The organism is Georgenia muralis (assembly GCF_003814705.1).
GTDB lineage: Bacteria > Actinomycetota > Actinomycetes > Actinomycetales > Actinomycetaceae > Georgenia > Georgenia muralis.
Genome location: NZ_RKRA01000001.1, coordinates 1,427,785 through 1,448,351 on the forward strand (window position 1 = coordinate 1,427,785; position 20,567 = coordinate 1,448,351).

Annotated in this window: 17 protein-coding genes and 1 pseudogene; 9 read left to right on the forward strand and 9 right to left on the reverse strand. The window is 75.0% G+C overall.

Annotation, left to right across the window (positions count from 1 at the left end; translation table 11 throughout):
• Positions 1 to 44: 44 nt before the first annotated feature.
• The 5 genes and pseudogenes from EDD32_RS06315 to EDD32_RS06335 all read right to left on the reverse strand — a co-directional run bounded on the left by EDD32_RS06315 (position 45) and on the right by EDD32_RS06335 (position 5,782).
• Positions 45 to 506 carry a GyrI-like domain-containing protein gene (locus tag EDD32_RS06315; protein ID WP_123915931.1) on the reverse strand — a complete coding sequence of 154 codons (462 nt, stop codon included), beginning with the start codon at positions 504 to 506 and terminating at the stop codon, positions 45 to 47.
• Positions 507 to 610: 104 nt separating this feature from the next.
• A pseudogene (locus EDD32_RS06320) lies at positions 611 to 1,367 on the reverse strand (SDR family NAD(P)-dependent oxidoreductase).
• Positions 1,368 to 1,495: 128 nt separating this feature from the next.
• Positions 1,496 to 3,079 carry an HNH endonuclease gene (locus EDD32_RS06325; RefSeq protein ID WP_170175232.1) on the reverse strand — a complete coding sequence of 528 codons (1,584 nt, stop codon included), beginning with the start codon at positions 3,077 to 3,079 and terminating at the stop codon, positions 1,496 to 1,498.
• A 757-nt stretch (positions 3,080 to 3,836) separates the two neighbouring features.
• On the reverse strand, positions 3,837 to 4,733 hold the full coding sequence (locus EDD32_RS06330) for a diacylglycerol/lipid kinase family protein (RefSeq protein WP_123915935.1): 897 nt from the start codon (positions 4,731 to 4,733) through the stop codon (positions 3,837 to 3,839).
• 23 nt (positions 4,734 to 4,756) lie between these two features.
• A complete protein-coding gene (locus tag EDD32_RS06335) occupies positions 4,757 to 5,782 on the reverse strand; it encodes an LLM class F420-dependent oxidoreductase (RefSeq protein ID WP_123920253.1) in 1,026 nt (341 codons plus the stop codon).
• Between the two features lie 125 nt (positions 5,783 to 5,907).
• Here EDD32_RS06335 and EDD32_RS06340 point away from each other — a divergent pair, with 125 nt between their 5' ends.
• A complete protein-coding gene (locus EDD32_RS06340; RefSeq protein WP_123915937.1) occupies positions 5,908 to 6,531 on the forward strand; it encodes a hypothetical protein in 624 nt (207 codons plus the stop codon).
• A gap of 79 nt (positions 6,532 to 6,610) precedes the next feature.
• On the opposite strand, the gene EDD32_RS06345 is transcribed toward EDD32_RS06340, so the two are convergent.
• On the reverse strand, positions 6,611 to 7,534 hold the full coding sequence (locus EDD32_RS06345) for an LLM class F420-dependent oxidoreductase (RefSeq protein WP_123915939.1): 924 nt from the start codon (positions 7,532 to 7,534) through the stop codon (positions 6,611 to 6,613).
• Between the two features lie 147 nt (positions 7,535 to 7,681).
• Between EDD32_RS06345 and EDD32_RS06350 the strand changes: the two genes are divergently transcribed.
• From EDD32_RS06350 to EDD32_RS06360, 3 genes are all read left to right on the forward strand, one after another.
• Positions 7,682 to 8,827 carry a winged helix DNA-binding domain-containing protein gene (locus EDD32_RS06350; protein ID WP_123915941.1) on the forward strand — a complete coding sequence of 382 codons (1,146 nt, stop codon included), beginning with the start codon at positions 7,682 to 7,684 and terminating at the stop codon, positions 8,825 to 8,827.
• Positions 8,824 to 10,008, forward strand: a complete 1,185-nt coding sequence (locus tag EDD32_RS06355; protein WP_123915943.1) for a glycoside hydrolase family 3 protein — start codon at positions 8,824 to 8,826, stop codon at positions 10,006 to 10,008. Before EDD32_RS06350 ends, EDD32_RS06355 begins: the two co-directional genes overlap by 4 nt.
• A 281-nt stretch (positions 10,009 to 10,289) precedes the next feature.
• On the forward strand, positions 10,290 to 10,823 hold the full coding sequence (locus EDD32_RS06360; protein WP_246006011.1) for a low molecular weight protein-tyrosine-phosphatase: 534 nt from the start codon (positions 10,290 to 10,292) through the stop codon (positions 10,821 to 10,823).
• On the opposite strand, the gene EDD32_RS06365 is transcribed toward EDD32_RS06360, so the two are convergent.
• Positions 10,807 to 11,385, reverse strand: coding sequence for a phosphoribosyltransferase (locus tag EDD32_RS06365; protein WP_123915945.1), 579 nt, complete (start codon positions 11,383 to 11,385; stop codon positions 10,807 to 10,809). The two genes, EDD32_RS06360 and EDD32_RS06365, sit on opposite strands and share 17 nt — an antisense overlap.
• Before the next feature lie 130 nt (positions 11,386 to 11,515).
• Positions 11,516 to 12,133: a VldE C-terminal domain-containing protein gene (locus EDD32_RS06370; RefSeq protein ID WP_123915947.1), complete on the reverse strand. Its 618-nt coding sequence runs from the start codon at positions 12,131 to 12,133 to the stop codon at positions 11,516 to 11,518.
• A 52-nt stretch (positions 12,134 to 12,185) separates the two neighbouring features.
• On the opposite strand from EDD32_RS06370, the gene EDD32_RS06375 reads away from it, so the two are divergent.
• The 4 genes from EDD32_RS06375 (at position 12,186) to EDD32_RS06390 (ending at position 15,888) form a co-directional block, all read left to right on the forward strand.
• Positions 12,186 to 12,815: a nucleoside/nucleotide kinase family protein gene (locus EDD32_RS06375; protein ID WP_123915949.1), complete on the forward strand. Its 630-nt coding sequence runs from the start codon at positions 12,186 to 12,188 to the stop codon at positions 12,813 to 12,815.
• A gap of 84 nt (positions 12,816 to 12,899) precedes the next feature.
• Entirely contained in the window at positions 12,900 to 14,183 is a 1,284-nt protein-coding gene (locus tag EDD32_RS06380) for an NAD(P) transhydrogenase subunit alpha (RefSeq protein ID WP_123915951.1), read from the forward strand.
• Positions 14,180 to 14,500, forward strand: coding sequence for an NAD(P) transhydrogenase subunit alpha part 2 (locus tag EDD32_RS06385; protein ID WP_123915953.1), 321 nt, complete (start codon positions 14,180 to 14,182; stop codon positions 14,498 to 14,500). The genes EDD32_RS06380 and EDD32_RS06385 overlap by 4 nt, the downstream gene beginning before the upstream one ends.
• Positions 14,497 to 15,888 (forward strand): NAD(P)(+) transhydrogenase (Re/Si-specific) subunit beta, encoded by a 1,392-nt coding sequence (locus EDD32_RS06390; RefSeq protein WP_123915955.1) that lies wholly within the window; start codon positions 14,497 to 14,499, stop codon positions 15,886 to 15,888. The genes EDD32_RS06385 and EDD32_RS06390 overlap by 4 nt, the downstream gene beginning before the upstream one ends.
• 55 nt (positions 15,889 to 15,943) lie before the next feature.
• Here the strand turns inward: EDD32_RS06390 and EDD32_RS06395 are convergent, their stop codons facing one another.
• Positions 15,944 to 17,416: an extracellular solute-binding protein gene (locus EDD32_RS06395; protein ID WP_170175233.1), complete on the reverse strand. Its 1,473-nt coding sequence runs from the start codon at positions 17,414 to 17,416 to the stop codon at positions 15,944 to 15,946.
• 174 nt (positions 17,417 to 17,590) lie between these two features.
• Between EDD32_RS06395 and EDD32_RS06400 the strand changes: the two genes are divergently transcribed.
• Complete coding sequence (locus EDD32_RS06400) at positions 17,591 to 20,509, forward strand: FAD-binding and (Fe-S)-binding domain-containing protein (protein ID WP_123915959.1); 2,919 nt, start codon at positions 17,591 to 17,593, stop codon at positions 20,507 to 20,509.
• The last annotated feature ends 58 nt before the right edge of the window (positions 20,510 to 20,567 follow it).

The window sequence follows — 20,567 nt, forward strand, 5'->3', positions numbered from 1 at the left end:
CGGCTGAGCCCCGGCCTGGGCCGAGCCCGGCCTCAGCCGAGTCCCTACGTGCCGGAGACCGGCCACACCACCCGGGTGCGCCAGGTGGCGGGGTCGGGGTCGGACTCCGGCCCCGACTCGTAGATCTCCCACATCTCGGCGGAGGCGGTGAGGCCCTTCTCCCCGAGCCAGGTCTCGATGGCCTCGTACGTCTCGTGGAGGGCGTCGTAGCTGCCGGTGTGCACCGCCTCGACGGCACGGCCGGCGGGGAGTGCGCCGCCGGCGATCTCCCCGCCGGAGAACGCCTCCAGCACGGGGAAGCCCGCCTCGACGTCCACGGTCTCGCCGACGGGGCCGCGGTAGCGGGCGTACGGAGCGCCGGCCGGCGCCACGCCCGCCTCCCGCAGGGCCTCGAAGACCTCGTGGAAGGCGTCGTCGAAGAACGCCGGCAGCTCGGTGGTGCGCACCTGCCGGCGAATGCCTGCCGTGAGCTGCTCCGGCTCCTCGATGATCCTGAACTCCGTCACGACCGACCGACCTCCCTCACCAGGCGGGGCCCGGCGCGGACGCCGCCACCACGATCGAACACCCACCGCGAGCCCCGCGTCCAGGGACCCGCGTCCGGAGGACTTCAGCGCGGCGCCATGCGCAGCGCGCCGTCCATGCGGACCGTCTCGCCGTTGACGTAGTCGTGCTCGATGAGTGCCAACGCCAGCTGGGCGAACTCAGCGGGCCGGGCCAGGCGCGGCGGGAACGGCACCCCGGCCGCCAGGCGTGCGCGGTACTCCTCGTCGATCGTGGCCATCATCGGCGTCTCGACGATCCCGGGCGCGATGGTGTTGACCCGGATCCCGTACCGGGCGAGGTCGCGCGCGGCCGGCAGCGTGAGGCCGACGACCCCGCCCTTGGAGGACGCGTACGCGGCCTGTCCCACCTGGCCCTCGTACGCGGCGACCGAGGCGGTGTTGATCACCACGCCGCGCTGACCGCCGTCGTCGGGCTCGGTCGCGGCGATGTGCTCGGCGGCCAGCACGAGCACCGTGAAGGTGCCCACGAGGTTGATCGCCACGACCTTCGCGTACAGGCCGATGTCGTGCACGCCGCGGCGGCCCAGGATCCGTGCGGAGGGGGCGATGCCGGCGCAGCTCACCACGACCCGCAGCGGGGCCGCGCCGCTCGCTGCCTCCGGCGATGGCGGCCCGTACCTGTGCCTCGTCGGTGACGTCCGCGGCGAGGTAGGTGATGCCGGGGTGCGCGGCGCCCTCCAGGGCTGCCGGCAGGTCGAGCGCGTACACCGACGCACCGTGCTCGCTCAGCATCCGCGCCGTCGCGGCGCCCATCCCTGACGCCCCGCCCGTGACGACAGCGGCGACCCCCTTGACCCGCATCGGCAGTCCTCCCTCGACGGCCGGCCCCGTCGCCGGCGCCGCCAGCCTACGGGCGGCGCGGTCAGGCCGGATGTCCCAGCGCGCAGCATCAGGCGTCGGCTCTCGCCGTGGACCGACCACTCGCGCCGTCAGTCGGCTGAGGTACTCGGTCCGGGGGTCGGCGGCGACCCCGTGCCCGGCGGTGATCCGGTGGTCGGTGGTGACCCTGGGGTCGGCGGTGACCCTGGGGTCGGTGGTGACCCTGAGGTCGGTGGTGATGCCGGGGTCGGGGGCGACCCGGGGCTCGGTGGCGATCCGGGGCTCGGTGGTGTTCCGGGGGTGGTGATGGGGGTGGTGCCGGTGGGGGTGCCGTGGCGGTCGAGGAAACGCCAGTGGGTGGGGTGGCGTTCGATGGTGAGGTGTTGGGCGTGGACGTGGTCGTGGTGGTGCCAGCACAGCAGGATGGCGTTGGTGATGTCGGTGGGGCCGTGGTGGGCGTACCACCAGAGGTTGTGGTGGATCTCGCCCTCGCCGGGTGGGGCGTCGCAGCCGGGGTACTGGCAGTGCCGGTCGCGGGCGATGATCGCCCGGGTCTGGGCGGTGGTGAAGAGGCGTTCTTCGCGGCCGACGTCGAGGATCTCGGCGTCGGGGCCGAAGATGACGCGGTGGACGGCGCTGGCGCAGGCCAGGCGTTGGAGCAGGGTGAAGGGGATGGGGGTGTTGTCGGCCAGGGTCGCGGCCTCGATCCCGGCGAGGACACCGGGGTCGAGGTCGGCGGTGATCCGGGCCAGGGCGTCCCCGTCCTCGCCCGCGTCCTCGACGCCGCCCGTGCCGGCGTCACCCCGCCCGGCGCCGCCGGCGCCGCCGGCGCCGCCGGTGCCGTGTGCGGAGGCGGCGACCAGGGCGAGGAGGGTGTCCAGGGTGGTGGTCACGGCCAGGTGGGGGCGGATCCGGGCGGTGGGTTGGAGGGTGCCGGAGTCCAGGGCGAGGTGGGTGAGGCCGTTCAGGGCCGCGGCGCGGCGTTGGGCGGGGGTGCGGGTGTCCCCGGCGGGCGGGACGCCGGTGCGGGCGGTGAGGGCTTCTTTCAGGGCGGTGGCGTTGGCGGTGGCGAGGAAGCCGCGTAGGAGGGACCCGCCGGGGACGTCGGAGATGAACAGCTCCTCACGGTCCAGGTCGTCGGTGTAGGACCGGTCGGCGGCGTCGGGGTCGGTACGGATGGCCCAGTGCTGGACCAGGCGGGTGAACCGGGCCACGTCCAGGCCCATCGCGTGGGTGAGGAGGAAGTCCTCACCCAGCTCGGGGTCGGCCAGCTGCGCCACCCGGGCGGGGGTGTCGGTGGCGTGGCGGATCAGGACCCCGACGTGCTCGTCACTGATCATCCCCGCGGACAGGGCCGTGGCGGTGGCGGGCAGGACCTCGCGCAGGGCCCGGGCGGTACGGACCCGCCGGGCGGCGGTGGCGGGGTGGGCGCCGGTGGTCTGGCGGACCCAGGCGGGCAGGGTCCTGGCCCCGCCGGTGGCCCACCGCCCGTCGGCGTCGACCGCGGCCAGGACCTTGGCCTCCAGGCCGGTGAGGTGACGGCGGACCCGCTCCAAGTCCTGGGCGGTCTGGGCCAGGGCGGTGAACGCCAGCCCGTGCACGTCCAGCTCCGCCAACCCCGCGCACGCGGTCAGCAGGTCGGCGACCCCGGCCGCCAACGCGGTCCCGGGATCGACCACCGCCTCCGCCGCCACCACACACCCCCCAGGGCACACCGCCCCCATTCACGGGGCGTTTCGAATCGACTCCTCTACCCGCCACCAATTTATCGAACGCGCGTACGGGACCGCAATACCTCCGACTCGTGTAAATCAATTTGTGGATAAACGCAGATATCCACAGCTGCCGCTCATGCACAAGTGCGCACCACCGCGATCGCACGTCGCGTGCTCGCTCAGGTGGAACCGCACTGAGACGGGTCACGACGCCGACACCAGGCCACAGGTGGCGTCGCGGCAGGCGCGCCGTTGAGCCCACGGTGCGAAGAATGATGTCGGTCGCGGCCCGAGGAGTGCGGTCAGACCAGACGCGGCGTGGCGAGTGTGCACGGTCGCGGGGTGACGAGTGTGCACGGTCGCGCGCCCATGGCCGCCAAGGTGGAGAGCCATCCGTGATGGGACGACGTCCTCGCATGCTTTCGGGTGCAACTACGGGGTCGGCGCCGCATATCAACGAGCGCGGTGCTGAACTTCTGCGAGACGCAGCGCCGCATTTTCGCGGACGCAGCTCCGGATTCTTGTGGGACGCAGCTCCATTCTCGTGGGATGAAGCTCCGCATTCTTGCGGGACGCAACGTCGAATTTCTGCGGGACACGGTGCCCAGTCCTACGGACGCCCCTGCTGTGCCGGTATCAGAACCGTTCGCTGCCGGTCACCCGGGTCTTGGCGCGCCTCGCCGTCGGAGCGGCTCGGTGAGCAGGCGCCCGCCGGACGCGTCGCACCCGTCCGGCGCTACCCCGGCACCCGGCAGCGCCAGGCCCCCGGGACCACACGCCACGTGCGCGAGGCGTGCGGCCCCGTCACCTCGCCGTCGGCATTCGTGCGGAAGGCGTCCTCCGGCCCCACCGCCTCGACCCGCACCTCGGTGCCCCGTGCCAGGACGACGTCGTCGCGGCCGAGGTGTTCCCCGTGGCGCAGGTCGCGGGCGTAGCCGGCCCGTGCCAGCGGCCCCGTGGCGGTGGCGACGACGACGTCGGCGAGCCCGTCGTCGGGCTCGGCGTCGGGGGCAACCTGGGTGCCCCCGCCGATCGAGGACCCGAGCCCGACGGTGACCATGAGGACGTCGCCCTCGTGCAGCACCGTCCCGTCCAGCGTGATCCGCAGGCGCCAGCCGGTGACGCCCGTTCCTGCGCGCAAGGCGCCGACGGGGTAGGCGGCCGGCCCGAGGACCTTCTTGAGGCCTTCGGCCTTCGCAGCGGCCTCGGCGCCGACGCCGGCGTGCACGGCGTTCACGACCACCGCTCCGTCGTCGTCGACAAGGAGGTCCAGGGACCGCGTCCTACCGGTGAGAGCCACCCGCGCGGCCGCCTCCGCGTCCAGCGGGAGGCCGAGCCCCCGGGCGAGGTCGTTGCCCGTGCCGAGCGGCACGATCGCGAACGGTCCGACGTCCGCGGTCGTTCCCAGCCTGGCGAGGGTGTCGAGGCAGGCATGGATCGAACCGTCGCCGCCCATGATGACCACGTCGCGCCCCTCGGCGCCGGCGAGGGCTCGGCACAGCTCGGCGGGGCCGTCGGGGGCGACGACCTCGACCTCCCCGGCGCCGCGCAGGACTGCGAGGGCGGCGGTCACCGCCTCGTCGTCGGCGGAGCCGGCGGCGGCGTTGGCCAGGACCAGACGTGGGTGCGGCATGGGTGAACGGTAGACGCCCGCCCTCAGCCCCGCAGAGCCGCGACGACAGGACCGAGCGCCCGTGCGTCGGTCTGGATGACGAGCGTCGTGACGACCGAGCGCTCCCAGGCGCCGAGCTGCTCCCGCAGCTGGGCGGGGCTGCCCGCGAGGGCGACGTCGAGCACGAGGTCGGTGGGCACCGCCGCGGCGGCGCCGGCCCGGTCGCCCGCGGCCCAGCGCCGGCTCACCTCTGCGCACGCGGCCTCGTGGCCCAGACGCTCGAGGGCGGCGCGGTGGAAGTTCGCGGTCGAGGAGCCCATCCCGCCGATGTACAGCGCGAACATGGGGCGCAGCGTGTCCGCGGCCGCCTCGACGTCGCTGCCCAGGGCCACCGGCGCACCCGCGCAGATCTCGAACGCCGCCGGCGGGGCCAGGTGGGCGGAGCGACGCGCGAACCCCTCCGCGAGGAGCTCGGCAGCCGCGTCGGAGGTCCGCGGCGCGAAGAAGGTGGGCAGCCACCCGTCGGCGATCTCCGCCGCCAGCGCGGTGTTGCGCGGCCCCTGGGCGGCGAGGTGGACGGGCAGGTCGGGGCGTAGCGGGTGCACCGTGGGGCGCAGCGCCTTGCCCTGGCCGCCGGGGTAGGGCAGCCGGTAGTGGCGGCCGTCGAGGTGGACGGGCGCGTCACGGCGCAGGACCTGCCGGACGACGTCGACGTACTCCCGCGTGCGCTCGAGCGGACGGGGGTAGGGCTGGCCGTACCAGCCCTCGACCACCTGCGGGCCGGAGGCGCCCAGCCCGAGGACGAACCGCCCGCCCGAGAGGTGGTCAAGGGTCAGGGCCGCCATCGCCGTCGCCGTCGGGGTGCGCGCCGCCATCTGCGCCACCGCGGTGCCCAGCCGGACGTGCCTGGTGCTCGCCCCCCACCAGGCGAGCGGGGTGAGCGCGTCGGAGCCGTATGCCTCCGCCGTCCAGACCGAGTCGAGCCCGAGCTCGTCGGCGAGGCGGACCGCCTCGGCGGCGCCGGGCGGGGGACCGGCGGACCAGTACCCCACGGAGTAGCCCAGCCTCAGGGGTGCGGCGCCGTCGTCCATGACCGTGATCATGCCGCACGGCGGCGACCGGGTGAGGATGGGGAAGGACGACGCCGGCGACGACGGCGCGACGGTGCCGGGGACGGCGGAGCTGGAGGTCACGGATGGGTGTGCACTGGCGCTTCCGAGGGCACATCGCCGGGGTCGGCACGGCCGAGGGCACCCGTCTGGTGGTGGGCCACTGGCCGAGCTCGCCGTTCGGTCCGTTCTCCGACGTCATGGTCGAGCGCCGGGACGGCCGGCGGATCCTCCTCGCCCCGGACCGCCGGGTCGCGGACTTCGTCGCCGCGACCTACCGCTTCGACGAGGTCCGCCTCGTGCCGGTGCGGGTGCGCCGGTCCGCCGTCGGCTGGCGGGTCGACGCCGGGCCGCTCGAGCTGGAGATCGCGTCGGGCCGCCGCGCGCCGCTCGGCCACCTCCTCCGCCTGGTGCCCGGGCCGGTCGCCGAGTCGCTGACGTGGGCCCGGCTCGTCGGTCCGGTGGCGGCGCTGGTCCTGCCCGGCGTCCGGACCACCGGGTCGGCGGGCGGTGGCCGGGTCGAGTGGTACGGCGCCCGGGACGTGCACCGGATCGCCGCCGCCCGGGTCCGCTGGGAGGGCCGCGACCTGGGCGGCCTGCGCCCGGTCGAGCCGCCCACGCGCTTCGGGTTCTCCTCCACCCCGGCGACACCGTCCGTGGTCACCGTGACCACCGGTGTGCGCGGCACCGGTGCGCGAGGGGCAGGCTGACGGCGCGTCCGGGCGGGCCAGGCGCGTCCAGCGGCGGCCGGCCCGCCCTGCGCCGGGAGTGTGCCGGAAGTGCCGCCGGTCAGCTCACCTCCGGCATGATCTCCGCGGCGACGAGGTCGAGGTGCTCGAGGTCGGTCATGTCGAGGCACTGCAGGTACAGCCGCGAGATCCCCAGCTCGGCCATCTCCGCGATGCCCTCGAGCACCTCGTCCGGGGTGCCCGCCAGGCCGTGCTCGCGCAGCTCGTCCGGCTCCCGTCCGATGGCGTCGGCCCGGCGGGTGACCTCGGCCTCGTCGGCGCCCACGCACGCGACGAACGCCGCCGAGTAGACGAGGTCGCCGGGGTCCCGACCGGCCTCCTCGCAGGCGGCACGCACCCGGGCGATCTGGTGACGTATCTCCGACTTCTCGGGGAAGGACTGGTTGTACTCGGCAGCGAACCGGGCCGCCAGGCGCGGGGTCCGGCGGGGCCCGCCGCCACCGATGATGATCGGCAGCGGGTCCTGCACCGGCTTGGGCAGGGCGGGGGAGTGCTCGAGGCGGTAGTGCTCGCCGGAGTGGTCGAAGGTCTCGCCGACCGGCGTGGCCCACAGGCCCGTGACGATCTCGAGCTGCTCCTCGAGCATCCCGAACCGCCTGGCCGGGAAGGGCACCCCGCAGGCACGGTGCTCCTGCTCGAACCACCCGGTGCCCAGGCCGAGCTCGACGCGGCCGCCGGACATGGCGTCGACCTGCGCCACCTGCACGGCGAGGAGGCCGGGGTGGCGGAACGTGGCGGAGGAGACGAGCGTGCCCAGCCGGATGGTCGACGTCTCCCGCGCCAGCCCCGCGAGGGTCACCCATGAGTCCGTGGGACCGGGCAGCGGGTCGCCGTCGCCCATGCGCAGGAAGTGGTCGGAGCGGAAGAACGCGTCGAAACCCAGGGCCTCGGCGCGCCGGGCCATCGCGAGCTGGTCGTCGTAGGAGGCGCCCTGCTGGGGCTCGGTGAAGATCCTCAGGTCCATGCACCCAGCCTGCCAGAGCGGGCCGACAACCGGCCCGTGAGCGGGCACGGGTGCGCGACGCCGACCGGCTGCCACGGGGACCCGCGCGCCCGCGCAGCCCGTGCGCGCGGGTGTGCCGGTCGTGCCCCGCGCCTACCCTTGGACCACATGACCGTCGACGTCGCGCGCCTCCGCCTGGCCGCACAGCGCCTCGTCGGCCCCGGCGAACCGACCGCGACCGACGCGGTCCGGTGGATGACCGCGATGCAGGCGCAGGACTACCCCGGCGCCCTGGCGTCGGTGATGCTGCGTACGGAACGCGCCGGCGCGCCCGACCCGGGCGGCACCTCCCACGACGGCGGCGCCTCCGACGACGGCGGTGCCACCGACCACCGCGGTGCCACCGACCACCGCGGCGTCCGCGCCGCCCTGGACACCGGCGCCGTGGTGCGCTCCTGGCCGATGCGCGGGACTCTCCACCTCGTGGCCGCCGAGGACCTGGGCTGGATGCTGTCGCTGACGAGCGAGCGGCTCCTCACCGGCGCCGCCCGCCGCCGTGAACAGCTCGGCATCGACGACGCGATGCTCGGGCGTGCGACGACGCTCGCCGTCGAGGCCCTGACCGGCGGCCGCTCGCTCCGTCGCGCCGAGCTGGTGCAGCTGTGGGAGCGCGACGGCCTGCTCGGCGTCCCGCAGCGCGGCTACCACCTGCTGTGGCACCTTTCACAGCGCGGCCTGACGTGCTTCGGCCCGACGGACGGCGCAGAGCAGCGGGTCGTCCTGCTCGACGAGTGGGTGCCGGCGCCGCACCGGCCGGGCCGCGAGGAGGCGCTGGGGGAGTGGGCGGTGCGCTACTTCCGCAGCCACGGGCCCGCCACCGTAACCGACTTCCGGTGGTGGACCAAGCTCACCGCTGCGGACGCCCGCACCGGTCTCGCCCTCGCGCGGGGCCGTCTCGAGGCGGTCGACGTCGACGGCGTCGAGCACCTCATGGACCCGGCCACGCCACAGCGCCTGGCGGACGCACGGTCCGAGGCCGGCGGCGTCCTCCTCCTTCCCGGCTTCGACGAGCTGATCCTCGGCTACGCGGACCGGTCCGCGACCCTCGACCCCGCCCACGCCGGACGGGTGGTCCCCGGCGGCAACGGGATGTTCCGGCCGACGGTCCTCGCCCGGGGCCGGGTCGTGGGCACCTGGCGGCGGGTCGGCAGCGGCTCCCGGCGGCACGTCGAGGCCGAACCGTTCACCGAGCTCCCGGTAACCGTCCGGCGCGGGGTCGAGCGCCGCGCGGCGGAGTACCCGGCGGTGGCATGACCTCGCGACCACCCACCCGGCGAGCCTTCCTCTCGGGAGGGCTCCTCGCCGCGCTCGCGGCCTGCGCCGGACCGGACACCGCCCGGCGGCTCGGCGCACCGGCGGCCCGGCCCACCGAACCTCCCGCAGCCTCCGCGCCGGCGCCCACGCCGACCCCGACAGCGCCGCCCCGGCCGCCGCTGGAGGTGATGGCGGGCCAGATGCTCATGCTCGGCTTCCCCGGCACGGTCCTCGCCCCGGACAACCCGGTGGTTGCCGAGCTCTCCGAGCGCCACCTCGGCTCGGTGGTCCTCTTCTCCGCCGGCGGTGCGTCGAACGTGGCCTCGCCCGAGCAGGTGGCCGCGCTGACGGCGTCCCTCCAGGAGGTGGCGGCGTCCCCGCTGATCGTCGCCGTCGACCAGGAGGGCGGCCGGGTGGCGCGCCTCGGTCCGGCGCGGGGCTTCCCGCCGACGTCGTCGGCGCGGGACCTCGGTCGCGGCGACCCCGCCGCCACCCGGGCGGCGTCGGCCGAGATGGCGCGAACGCTCGCCGCCGCGGGCGTCACCCTCAACCTCGCCCCGGTCGTCGACGTCGACACCTACCCGGCCAACCCGGTGATCGGCTCGCTGGGGCGAAGCTTCTCGGCGGACCCGCGGCTGGTGGCCGAGCACGCCGCCGCGTTCGTCCAGGGCCACCACGACGTCGGCGTCCTCACGACGCTCAAGCACTTCCCCGGCCACGGCAGCTCACGGGGGGACACCCACGCCGGGCTCGTCGACGTCACCGCCACCTGGGACGCGGTCGAGCTCGAGCCCTACCGCGCGCTCGTCGACGCAGGTCTCGCCGACGCGGTCATGGTCGCCCACGTCGTCAACACCGCCCTGGACCCGCGGTACCCGGCGTCGCTGTCCGCGGCGACGGTCAACGGGCTCCTGCGCGGTGAGCTGGGGTACCGCGGCATCGTCATCAGCGACGACCTGCTCATGGGGGCCGTGGCCCGGGAGTGGGGGTTCGAGGAGGCGGTGCGCCGAGCCGTGCTCGCCGGGACCGACATCGTCCTGCTCGCGTCGGTCACGCACGGGGCCCGGGCCCACGCGGCCATCCTGGCGATGGTCGAGGCCGGGGAGGTCAGCGAGGCGCGCCTCGCGGCGTCCTACGAGCGGGTGCAGGCGCTCAAGGCCCGCTCCCTCGCGGCCGGCTGAGTGCTGGCGTGGAAGAGCCCACGGGTCCGGCCGTTCGGCCGGTGCCGTGTAGGACGAGCTCACGGCCCCGCGGGCTCCGGTGACCACCTGGTTCTCGCCGCCGCGTGGCGGGAGGACCGGCAGGTCCGTCCGCTGACGGCTAGCGGGTGGCCACCTCACGCGTCCTGTAGGAATTCACCTCTGGACCACCTCCTCTCTCGTGTGCGCACAACGGTAAGCACCTCACCTGGGCGCTGTCACCCCCTTTTCGGGACGCGACGCTCCCCTGGCACGATGGTCCCGTGACCGCCTCCGACCCGTACCGCGTCCTCGTCGTCTGCACCGGCAACATCTGCCGTTCGCCCATGGGCGAGGTGGTGCTGCGCGAGCGGCTCCGCGAGGCCGGGCTCGACGGCGCCGTCGAGGTCGCCTCGGGCGGGGTCAGCGACGAGGAGCGCGGCAACCCCATCGACGAGCGGGCGCACTCAGTGCTCGTCGAGCGTGGCTACTCCCCCCACGTCCACCGCGCGCACCGGGTCGAGGAGGAGGAGATGGCCGCCTACGACCTCGTCCTGGCCATGACCACCGAGCACGCCCGGGTGCTGCGCCGCCGCGCCCACGGCGTGACGGACGCCGCGGAGATCCGCCTCTGGCGCGAGTTCGACGCGACCGCGCCGCGTCTTGCCGACGGCGCCGCCGAGCACCACCTGGACGTGCCCGACCCCTGGTACGGCGACCGGGAAGGCTTCTACGACACCCTCGAGGCCGTCGAGCGAGGCGCCCTCGGTGTCCTCGACCACGTGCGGGAGCGCCTGGGCGTCACTCCTCGGCCGTGACCGGTGGCTGCGCCGACCACGGGAACGTGATCCACAGGTCGGTGCGGCGCCAGACGTAGTCCGGCTCGATGACCGAGCGGGGCTTGGCGTAGACGACGGCGGAGCGTGCGTCGACAGCGACCGTCTCCCCGGTGGTCACCGCGCCGTCGCCGTCGACGTCGGCCGGCAGGCCCCGGGTGCGGATGAGGTCCATGACGAGCGCCAGCGTGCGACCGGAGTCCGCGACGTCGTCGACGACGAGCACGCGCTTGCCCGGCAGCTCCGAGGTGTCCATGAGCGGGGGCAGGACGACCGGTTCGGGCAGGGTCTCGGCCACGCCGGTGTAGAACTCGACGTTGAGCGTGCCCATCGCCTTCGTCCCCAGCGCGTACGCGACCGCCCCGGCGGGCACGAGGCCGCCCCGGGCGACGGCGATGACGAGGTCGGGCATCCACCCCGAGCGGACGACCTCGCGCGCGAGCTCTCGCGCGGCCTCCCCGAACTGGGCCCAGCCGAGGACCTCGCGCTCCTGCTCCTCGGTGGTGCTGGCGCCGTCGTCGAAGGCGCGGGTCGTCTCGCTCATCCGCCCAGCCTAGGGCCGCGCCGACCGGGACCTCCGCGACCGCCGACCGGGACCTCCGCGACCGCCGACCGGCACCTCTGCGACCGCGGGCGCGGACCGGCCCGCGTGCCCGGCAGCCGCGTCGACCTGCTCAGCGGCGCATCGAGACGTGCACGTGGTCGAAGTGGCCGCCGACGGCGTCGGTCGGGTCGTACACCCCACCGCCGTCGTAGGGGGCCCAACCCAGGTGCGGACGCGAGTCCACCCAGATCCGGCCCTGCCAGATCACGTACCGCACCTCCAGGGCGTCGGCGTGCCGGCGCAGCCACTCCGCGGTGGCCCAGCCCTCGGCGAGGTCCGTGCCGGTGGCGAACTCCCCGGCGGGGCCGGGGAAGAAGTCGCACGCCCGGCCGGCCGGGTGGTCGCTGCCCGGGTTCCAGGCGTGCTCGCTCCAGCACGTCGCCGGCTGCGCGCCGAACGCGGCGGTGACCTGCCCGAGCATCCACGCCGTCGGCGCGGTCAGGCACCCGCCGGTGCCGGTGGGGTCCGTCGCCGTGCAGCCGCCCTTCTCGCCGGTGAAGGGTGCCGGCGCCCCGGGGAGGGGGATGCTCACGGGCGCGGCGGGCCCGCCGACGATCCGGTCCGCCGGCCGGGCGTCCCAGGCCGCGAGGCCGGCCAGGGCGAGGGCGGCGAGCGCCACCGCGCGCAGCACGCCGGCGGCCGGACGTCCGGCGCGGTGGCCGGGTCCGTGCGTCGGGACGCCCCCCACCAGATGGTGGATTCGGAGGGCGGGTCACCCGTGCGCGGCCTAGCATCCGATCATGGAGCCAGCGCCGTCCTCCGCCCGCCGTTACGTCCTCAACCGTCTCGCCGAGGGCCTCGTGGCGCGGGCCCGGGACGTGAGGTGCCTGCGGGTCGCGATCGACGGCCCCGACGCCGCCGGGAAGACCACGTTCGCCCGTCAGCTCGACGACATCCTCACCCCGATGCTCCACGACGGCGCCGAGGTCCGCCGGTTCAGCACCGACGAGTTCATGGTCCCCATCCAGGTGCGGCGCTCACCCGCGGCGGCGGACCCGGCCTGGCTCTACGCGCACGCCTACGAGCTGGACCGGATCCGCGAGACCGCGCTCGGTGCGGACCACGACCCGCCGGGCACGATCGTCCTCGTCGACGGCATGTCGATGCAGCGCCCCGAGCTCGCCGACCTGTGGGACGTCACGATCTACCTCTCGGTCACCGAGGACGTGGCCATCCAACGGGTCCGGATCCGGGACCGTCACATCTACAACGACGACCAGCTCGGTGCCCTCGAGCACCGCTACCGGGAGCGGTACTTCCCCGCCCTGCGCCTGTACGTCGAGCGCGACGACCCGGTGACCAGGGCCGACGTCCTCATCGACATGCACGACGTCGACAAGCCCGTCGTCGTGCGCTGGGACGGCTTCTGACCTTCCCGGGCGCGTGCAGGCGGTCCGCCGGGCGTTGGGGACAAAGTCCCAGAATCCGGACTCGGACGAGCCTAGGCTCGGTCTGTGATCACCATCGCAGCCCCACGGGAGCCATCTCCTGAGACCCGGGTGGCCCTGGTGCCGGACATCGTCTCGGCACTGGTGCGCGCCGGCCACCGCGTCCTCGTCGAGTCCGGCGCAGGCGCCGCCTCGACCCACCCGGACGAGGCCTACACGGCCGCCGGCGCCGAAGTCGTCCCGGCGATCGACCTCGCCGCCGTCGACGTCCTCGCCCACGTCACCCCGCTGCCGGCCACGGCGTTCGGCCGGCTCCGGCCCGGGGCGGTGACCCTGGGACTGGAGTCGCCGCTCGACGACGACGAGCGCCTCGCCGCGGCGAACGCGAACCGGCTCACGGTGCTGGCCTTCGAACGGCTCCCCCGGACCTCCCGGGCCCAGTCGATGGACGTCCTGTCCTCCCAGGCGCTCGCGGCCGGGTACCGGTGCGTCCTCGAGGCCGCCATCCGACTCCCGCGGTTCTTCCCGCTCGCCATGACCGCCGCGGGCACGGTCCCGCCGGCGAAGGTGGTCGTCCTGGGCATCGGCGTCGCCGGGCTCCAGGCCATCGCCACTGCCAAGCGCCTGGGCGCGAAGGTCGCCGCCAACGACATCCGGCCCGACTCCGCCGAGGAGGCCCGCTCGGTGGGCGCGACGTTCATCGACGTCGGGCTCGACGCCGCCGAGGGCACCGGCACCGGCGGGTACGCCCGGGCCCTGGGCTCCTCGGCCGCGGAGCGTCAGCAGGCCGCGCTCGCCCCACACATCGCCGACGCCGACGTCCTCATCACCACCGCGGCCGTCCCCGGCCACCGCGCCCCTCTGCTCGTGACCGCTGCGATGGTGGCCGCGATGCGGCCCGGCTCGGTCGTCGTCGACCTCGCCGCCTCCACCGGCGGCAACGTCGAGGCCTCGCGCCCGGGTGAGGACGTGCGCGTCCCCAGCTCGCGCGGTGCCGGTGAGGTGACGGTCGTCGGCCTCGCCTCGGCGCCGTCCGACCTGCCCGCTGACGCCTCGCGCCTGTACGCCAAGAACGTCGCGAACGTCCTCGCCCTGCTGGTCGCGGACGGCGAGCTCGTCGTCCCGCTCGACGACGACATCGTCGCCGGTCTCGCCCTCACCCACGAGGGCGTCACGCGCGACCGTGACGGTGCGCCCGTGGCGCCGCCCGCCGCGCCGGTCGCCGACGCCGCGCCGGTCGCGCCCGAGACGGACGTGACCACCCCGCCGGGTGCGGACCTGATCTCACCGGTCTCGCCCGACACCGCCGGTGAGGACCGCACCACGAGCTACGCGGGAGGCCGGCGATGAGCGGCATCACGATCCTGACCCTCTTCGTCCTGACGGCCTTCGTCGGCGTCGAGGTGGTCTCGAAGGTCTCCTCGACCCTGCACACCCCGCTGATGTCCGGCGCGAACGCCATCCACGGCATCATCCTCGTCGGCGCGATCGCCGTCACCGCCCACGCGACCGAGCCCTGGCTCATCGTGCTCGGGTCCCTCGCGACCCTGCTCGCGACCGTCAACCTCGTCGGCGGGTTCGTCGTCACCGACCGGATGCTCGAGATGTTCTCCGGCCGGCCCAAGCAGCCCCAGCGTGAGTCCGAGATGGCCGGTGACCCCCGATGAACCTCCTGCCCGCCGCCGTGGCCGAGGTCATCTACCTCGCCGCCGCCGTCTGTTTCATCCTCGCGCTCAAGGGCCTGTCGTCCCCGCGTGGCGCCCGCCGGGGCAACCTCCTCGGCGCGCTCGGCGCGGCGATCGCCGTGGTCACGGTGCTGCTCTCCACGGACTTCCGCGGCGCCAACCTCGCCTTCGTCCTCGGCTCGGTCGGCATCGGCTCCGCCGTCGCCGTGCCCGCCGCGCGGCGGGTCAAGATGACCGAGATGCCGCAGCTCGTCGCCATCTTCAACGGTGTGGGCGGTGGCGCTGCCGCCGTCGTCGGCGTCATCGAGCTCGCCGAGTGGATGGGGACCGAGCCCGGCGCCGTCGCGACGACGGCGACCGCGTTCGCGATCCTCGTCGGCTCGACGTCCCTCCTCGGCTCGATCCTCACCTACTTCAAGCTGCAGGGGACCATCACCTCGCGGCCGATCGTCGTGCCGTTCGCTGCGCCGCTCATGGTCGCGGCGCTGGTCGCCGGCGTCGGGGTGGGGGTCGCGGTGGCCCTCACCGGCAACGTGTGGCTCGGCGTCGTCCTCATGGCCGTCGGCCTGGCCTTCGGCGCGCTGCTCGTCCTGCCGGTCGGCGGGGCGGACGTGCCGATCGTCATCTCCCTGCTCAACGCCTTCACCGGCCTGACGGTGGCGGCGTCCGGGTGGGCGATGTCCAACACCCTGCTGCTGGTGGCCGGCACGCTCGTCGGCGCGTCCGGCTCGATCCTCACCATCGCCATGGCGACGGCGATGGGCCGCTCGGTGACGGGCATCCTCTTCGGGGCCCTCAAGGGCGGCTCCACGGCCGGGTCCACGCAGACCTCGGACCGCCCCGTCCGCCGCGCGCAGGCCGAGGACGTCGCCATCACCCTCGCCTACGCCAACAAGGTCGTCGTCGTCCCCGGCTACGGCCTGGCGGTGGCGCAGGCCCAGCACGTCGTCGCCGAGCTCGTCACGGCTCTGCGGGCCCGCGGCGTGGACGCCGTCTACGGCATCCACCCGGTGGCCGGGCGCATGCCCGGGCACATGAACGTCCTCCTCGCCGAGGCGAACGTGCCCTACGAGCTCCTCGTCGAGGCCGACGACATCAACGCCGCCATGCCCTCGACCGACGTCGTCGTCGTCGTGGGGGCGAACGACGTGGTCAACCCCGCGGCCCGGACCGACCCGGGCGCGCCGATCTACGGCATGCCGATCATCAACGCCGACCAGGCCGGCCAGACGATCTTCCTCAAGCGCTCCATGCGGCCCGGGTTCGCGGGCATCGAGAACGAGCTCCTCTTCTCGGAGAAGACGCAGGTCCTCTTCGGTGACGCCAAGGAGTCCCTCACGAACGTGGTGGGTGCGCTCAAGGAGGTCTAGCCGGTCGCGGCCCGGCCGGCCGTGACCAGCAGGGTGGAGCCCTGGTCCTGTCGGATCAGGGCTCCATCGCCGTGTTGGCGGCGTCCTGCGCCCGGGCGAGCGCCGCCGGCACGGGCGCGAGTCCGACGTACATCTCGCCGAGGACCGGCGTCAGCGCCGCCAGCCCGGCCCGGACCCGGGGGCCGGACGGTGCGGGCACCGCGGCGTCGAGCTCGAAGAACGGTGCCACGTCGACACCCTGCTCGGACCAGTGCTCGACGAAGGCGTCCGTCGCGCCCACCGTGGCGGGCGGGGCGACACCCTGCCCGGCGAGCGCGGCCTGACCGTCGGCCGAGCCGAGCCACCGCAGCACCGCCACCGCGGCGCCCTCGTCCTCCGTCGCAGCGTTGCCGACGGCGGCGACGCCGTCGACCACCGCGACCCGCCCCTCAGGACCGGCCACCAGCGGGGCGAGCGCCCACGGTCCGCGCGCCGACTCGGCGACGGCCCGCAGGTCCGCTGCACCGGACTGGAGGAGCGCGAGGCGCCCTCCGGTGAACTGGTCCACCGCGGAGGGGCCGCCGGCGACGACGGGCGGTGCGGTGCGGTGCCGGGTGACCATGTCGACGAGGTAGCCGAAGGTCTGCTCACCCCGTGCCGAGGCGAAGGCGAACTCGCCCTCGGCCATGAGGGCGGCGTCGTTCTGGGCGAGGAAGGAGCCGGCGATCGCGAGGAGGTCGCCCTGCGCGTCGAAGCCGTAGGTGGCCGGGGCGGCGGGGTCGAAGCCCTCGTCGTCGGCGCGTCGTCCGGAGGAGTCGGTTGTCAGGGCGCGCGCGGCGTCGAGCAGGGTGTCGTCCGGGGCGGGCGGGTCGCCGTCGTCGGTGGTGTCCTCGGTGGGCGGGTCGCCGCCGTCGGTGGGCGGGTCGTCGTCGGTGGGGTCCTCGGTGGGCGGGTCCTCGCCGGCGTCGTCCCCGTCGGTGCGGCTCCCGCTCGCCCCCGTCGTGGCGGCGCCGGCCGCCGGGGCCCAGGTGAGCTCCTCGACGTCCACCCCGGTCGACTCCACCATCTCCACGTCGTAGTACAGCGCGACGGGGTCCCACAGCTGCGGCACCCCCCAGACCGTGCCGTCGCGGCTGAAGAGGTCGGTGACGACGCCGACCCACTCGTCGTGCTCGTCGCCCAGGGCGGCTCCGACGTCGACGAGGGCACCCTCCTCGGCGTAGCGCGCGTAGCCGGCGCCGTCGGCCCAGAAGAGGTCGGCCATCTCCCCGGCCGCGAGGTCCGTCTCCACCCGGTCCCAGTACTCCGCACGCGGCACGACCTCGACCTCGACGCGGATGTCGGGCTGCTCGGTCATGAACGCGTCGAAGGACTCCGCGTAGGCACGGGCGGCGGCGGCGTCCCACACGCGCAGGGTGACGCTGGCCGAGCCGTCGTCGGTGGGGGCGGCCAGCCCGGCGTCACCCGCCTCCGTGGTGCACGCGGCGAGGGCGAGCGCGCTCCCCGCGACCGCCGCGGCCGTGCCACGGGGGCGACGGGGGGATCTCATCGGTGCCACTCCTGTTGCGGGCTCGGCGCTCCCGGGTCGGTGCCGGGATCGGGGCGCCTCCGGCAGGTTATCGTCCGGTACGCGCTCCGTCATAGATACGTCAAGGACCGGAATCGTTTCGTGACCTGCAGGGGGGTGGCACAGTAGGCGCACACGACGACGAGGTGGCAGGCAATGACGCTCACGCTGGACCCCACCGCCCTGGCGGGACTGTCGGCCGCCGGCGGCCCCGACCACGTCTCCACCGCGCTGGTGGACCGGGTGCGCCTCGCGCACGACGCGTCGCACTACCTCCTCACGCCGAAGGCCGTGGTCACCGCGACGTCGCCCGAGCAGGTCGCGGCGGTCATGGCCGCCGCCACCCGTGCGCGCACGCCGCTGACGTTCCGCGCCGGGGGGACGTCCCTGTCGGGACAGGCCTCGACCGACTCGGTCCTCGTCGACGTCCGGCGTCACCAGGCGCGGGTGGAGGTGCTCGACGACGGCGCCCGGGTGCGCTGCCAGCCCGGCGCGGTCCTGCGCCGGGTCAACGCCGCCCTCGCCCCGCACGGCCGCCGCCTCGGTCCCGACCCCGCGAGCGAGATCGCCTGCACCCTCGGCGGCATCGTCTCGAACAACTCCTCAGGCATGACGTCGGGCACGACGATGACGGCGTACCGCACCCTGGACTCGATGGTCCTCGTCCTGCCCGGCGGCACGGTCGTGGACACCGGCCCGCCCGACGCCGACGAGCGTCTGCGTGCCCTCGAGCCGGACCTCCACGCCGGGCTGGCGCGGCTGCGCGACCGCGTGCGCGTCGACGCCGGGCTCCGGGCGAAGGTCGAGCACCAGTTCTCGATGAAGAACACGATGGGCTACGCCCTCAACGCCTTTCTCGACCACGACCGCCCGGCCGACATCCTCGCCCACCTCGTCGTCGGTGCGGAGGGCACGCTCGCCTACATCGCCGAGGTCACCCTGCGCACGGTGCCCGCCCAGCCGCACGCGGCGACCGCGCTGTGCGTCTTCGAGACCATCGACGCGGCCACCGACGCGATCATCCCGCTCACCGCGGCCGGCGCGGACGCCGTCGAGCTCCTCGACGCGTCGTCCCTGCGCGTCTCCCAGCGTGACCCCAAGGCGCCCGAGGTCATGCGCGCGCTCGCGGTGCGTGACCACACCGCCCTGCTCGTGGAGGTCCAGGACCACACGGCCGAGGGCCTGGCGGCCCTGACCGCCGGGCTGCGCCCGGTCATCGGGGGCCTGGCGCTGAGCGCCCCGGCCGAGCTCACCACCGACCCGGTCGCCCGCGGCCGGATGTGGGTGACCCGCAAGGTCCTCTACGCCGCCGTCGCCGGTGCCCGGCCGCAGGGCACCACGGCGCTGCTGGAGGACATCGTCGTCCCGCCGCCGGCCCTGCCCGCGACCGTCCGGGACCTGGGGGTGCTCCTCGCCCGGTACGGCTACGACGACGCGGTGATCTTCGGCCACGCCAAGGACGCGAACCTGCACTTCCAGATCAACCCGCACCTCGACGTGGCCGCCGAGCTGGACGCCTACGCCGCGTTCACCGAGGACCTCGTCGATCTCATCCTCGGGGCGGACGGCTCGCTCAAGGCCGAGCACGGCACCGGGCGGATCATGGCGCCGTACGTGCGCCGTCAGTTCGGCGACGAGCTGTACGAGGTCATGCGCGAGGTCAAGGCCCTGTGCGACCCGGCCGGGATCCTCAACCCCGGCGTGGTCCTGGACGACGACCCCGAGGCGCACCTGAAGAACCTCAAGCTCTTCCCGGCCGCCCACCCCGAGCTCGACCGGTGCGTCGAGTGCGGCTACTGCGAGCCCGTGTGCCCCTCGCGGAACACCACGACGACGCCGCGGCAGCGCATCGTCCTGCTGCGCGAGATGGCGGTCTCGACGCCGCAGCGGCGGGCCGAGCTCGAGGACGAGTACACCTACCAGGCCGTGCACACCTGCGCCGCCGACTCGCTGTGCGTGACGGCGTGCCCGGTGGGCATCGACACCGGGAAGGTCATGAAGTCCTTCCGTGCCGCGTCACGGCCGCTGCCGGTCCGCACGGCCGGCGCGCTCGCAGCCGGGGCGTGGGGCCCGGCCACCACGGCCATCCGTGGCGCGCTGCGGGTCGCCGGTGCGGTGCCGACGCCGGTCCTGCGGGGCCTCACGGCGGGGGTGCGGGCCGTGGCGGGGGAGACCCTGCGGGACTGGATCCCGCAGGTCGGCGACGACCTGCCCGGGCCGGGCGGCCCCCGTCGGGCCCTGGCCGCCGCGTCCCCGGCGGTCGTGGCCGGGGCCGGAGCCGGCCCCGGAGCCCGACCGGGGCCGGGCGCCGGTCCGGACGGCACCGGGACGGCGGACGTCGTGTTCTTCCCGGCGTGCATCGGCTCGATCTTCGCCGCCGAGGGCGGTGGGGACGGCGCCGGGGCGGCGTTCCTGCGCCTGTGCGAGCGGGCAGGGCTGCGCGTCGCGGTGCCCGAGGGGATCGACTCCCTGTGCTGCGGCACCGTGTGGGAGTCCAAGGGCCTGACCGACGGCGCCGCCGCCATGGCCGCCCGCGTCGCGGCCTCGGTGTGGCGGCTGACGCGGGGCGGTCGGGTGCCGCTGGTGTCGGACGCCTCGAGCTGCAGCCACGGCCTGGCAGGCATCGGCAAGCACCTCACCGGGACCGCCGCCGAGAGGTGGGGCCGGGTGCGCACGGTCGACGCCGTGACGTTCACCCGCGAGGAGGTGCTGCCACGTCTGGCCGTCGAGCCGTCCCGGCGCGTGCCCACCCTCGCGCTGCACCCCACGTGCTCGGTCGTCCACCTCGGCGCCGTGGAGGACCTCACCGAGGTCGCCCGCGCGGCCGCGACCGACGTGACGGTCCCCGTCGCGTGGGGGTGCTGCGGCACCGCGGGCGACCGGGGCATGCTCCACCCCGAGCTCACCGCCGGCGCGACCGAGGCCCAGGCGGCCGAGATCGCCACGCTCGAGCGTGACCAGGGGCCGTTCGCGGCCTACGCCTCCTGCAACCGCACCTGCGAGATGGGCATGACCGCCGCCACCGGCCGCCCGTACCGCCACGTCCTCGAGGTACTCGAGGAGGTCACCCGGTAGCGCCGCGCCACCCACGAGTCGGCTCGCGCCACCCACGAGTCGGCTCGCGCCACCCACG